This window comes from Verrucomicrobiota bacterium (genome assembly GCA_037139415.1).
GTDB lineage: Bacteria > Verrucomicrobiota > Verrucomicrobiia > Limisphaerales > Fontisphaeraceae > JBAXGN01.
In genome coordinates, this window is the sequence record JBAXGN010000374.1 from 1 (window position 1) to 1,829 (window position 1,829).

A 1,829-nucleotide genomic window follows, 5' to 3' on the forward strand; every position below is an offset into this window, starting at 1 on the left:
CGCAGTAATATAATCTCACTGCGGATCGTGAGTATTACTACAGAGAGTCCGATTTTTCGTCAATAAGGTTTTTTACTGAAATTTATTGCGCATGATAAATTCTCTTTATTCGCCCACCATTCCCCCGATTTTGTAAGCCGGATTTTGCTTTGAGTGGTTGTGTCTGCGCTGTTCCTCCTTGCCGTCCTTGCCGTCTTTGCAGTCCTTCACCCGCCGCCTTTTCACCAGAAAATTCCAAATCCATCCGTTTAGAATATAACCTGGCCCTACTTCATCTTCGACTTTAGCCTGATCCTTTTCCCAGCCACCATGAAGTTGCCATGTCCAAAATGATGAATCGTCTTTGGATTTTTCACGGCGGGGTTGACCCATGCTTTGACAACTTCCACGACAAACATGCAATACTTGGCCACCATCCTGGTATCCACAACGCGACATTCGAGATTTGCAAAGCACTCCTCAATCAAAGGCGCCCCAACTCGCGATGCAGGCTTTGGTGTCAGGCAAACATGCTTAAACTTGTCGATAGTCGCTCCTGATGTATTGCCGCAGCCCACCACCTTTTCAGCAATCTCTACCGTAGGGATGTTAATGACACATTCCTTGGTCGCTTTCAACAGACCGAAGGAATAGTTGCGATTGCTGATGACGCAACCAACCAACGGCGGCTCAAACTCCATCATAGTGTGCCACGACATAGTCATAATGTTAGCGCGGCCATTACGGGCAGTCGTGACCAAAACAACTGGCCCCGGTTCCAGCAACCCATAGACCTTGGACAGCGGATAGGATTTCTTAGCCATGTTGGTTCTCCGTTTCGATAGTGATTATCTCCGCTTCATTCGTCACGCGACATAATACGGTTATAATCCAACTCTTTGCTGGATACCAGCGCGTCCCAACTCCGGCTAGCGTCCAAGCTGGCCGTCTTCGCATTCGTATTCAGGATTATGCTCCCATCCATTTGCCCTGGGATCAGCTTGAGACTTAGATTGCGCCTGGAACGCTCTAACCCACTGCTCTGCTTCCATTTGTTGTTTCAAGGACAGGTGAGAGGTGACGTTGGTATAATTTACCTGAGCATGCATGAGAATATTCGAATCAAAAGCATGGTTTTGAGCTAACTTACACCACATGGCAGCTTCCACTAAATCACGTTTCGCGGTTGCTCCCGAGAGGATAGCATATCCCAAATCATTTTGCGCCTCACTATTTCCGTGTCCTGCGGCATGGCGGAGTAATCTTTCGGCTTCAGTTTGATCTGGAGGGATGTCCTTTCCCCTTATCAACATAATCGCGAGGATCGTTTGGGCTTGCAGGTGATCATGCTCAACTGCGCGCCGAAGCCAACGGACTGCCTCTGGCCTATCTTGGGGATAGCGAGAGCATCCCTGAGCGGGCAGACGACCATTAAAATACATTTCGTATAGGGTAAATTCTGCTTTGGCCCACCCCTCGGCGGCAGACTTGGCCAGCCAGTTTTTCCCGGCCTCACAATCCTGTGGCATGGTATTCCCGCGAAAGCAGGTCATGGCACATTGAAATTGCGCTTCCCGATGCCCTGCCCGGGCAGCTCTTAGCATGTACTTATCGGCCAGTTCCATCGAGGCGCGGTTGGTTTTTTCTTCCAAATAGTGCAAGGCTAGGTCATACAAAGCCGAGGGGTGGTTCTTGGCAGCGGCTTTTCTATACCACGCTAACGACAGCGCCATATTTTTGGGCACCCCATCGCCTGCGTCAAAAGCCATTCCCATGAAATACTGGGCTTCGGTGCAGCCTAGCCCCAGTTTACGAGTTAGCATAGTCGTTTTTCTGTAAGCTGTTTTGGT

The 1,829-nt window shown here is 49.6% G+C and carries 2 protein-coding genes; both read right to left on the reverse strand.

Annotated features, from left to right (window positions below; genetic code table 11):
* Nucleotides 1–266 precede the first annotated feature (266 nt).
* The gene (locus WCO56_29790; protein ID MEI7733794.1) at nt 267–803 is read right to left on the reverse strand and encodes a flavin reductase family protein; all 537 of its coding nucleotides are present in this window, start codon (nt 801–803) and stop codon (nt 267–269) included.
* A 105-nt stretch (nt 804–908) separates the two neighbouring features.
* Nucleotides 909–1,829, reverse strand: a 921-nt coding sequence (locus tag WCO56_29795; protein ID MEI7733795.1) for a tetratricopeptide repeat protein, incomplete at its 5' end; no start/stop codon positions are given.

Bases quoted from the DNA above. Each gene is read 5' to 3' on its own strand.
- WCO56_29790 (MEI7733794.1), bottom strand. From the start codon at position 803: ATGGCTAAGAAATCCTATCCGCTGTCCAAGGTCTATGGGTTGCTGGAA.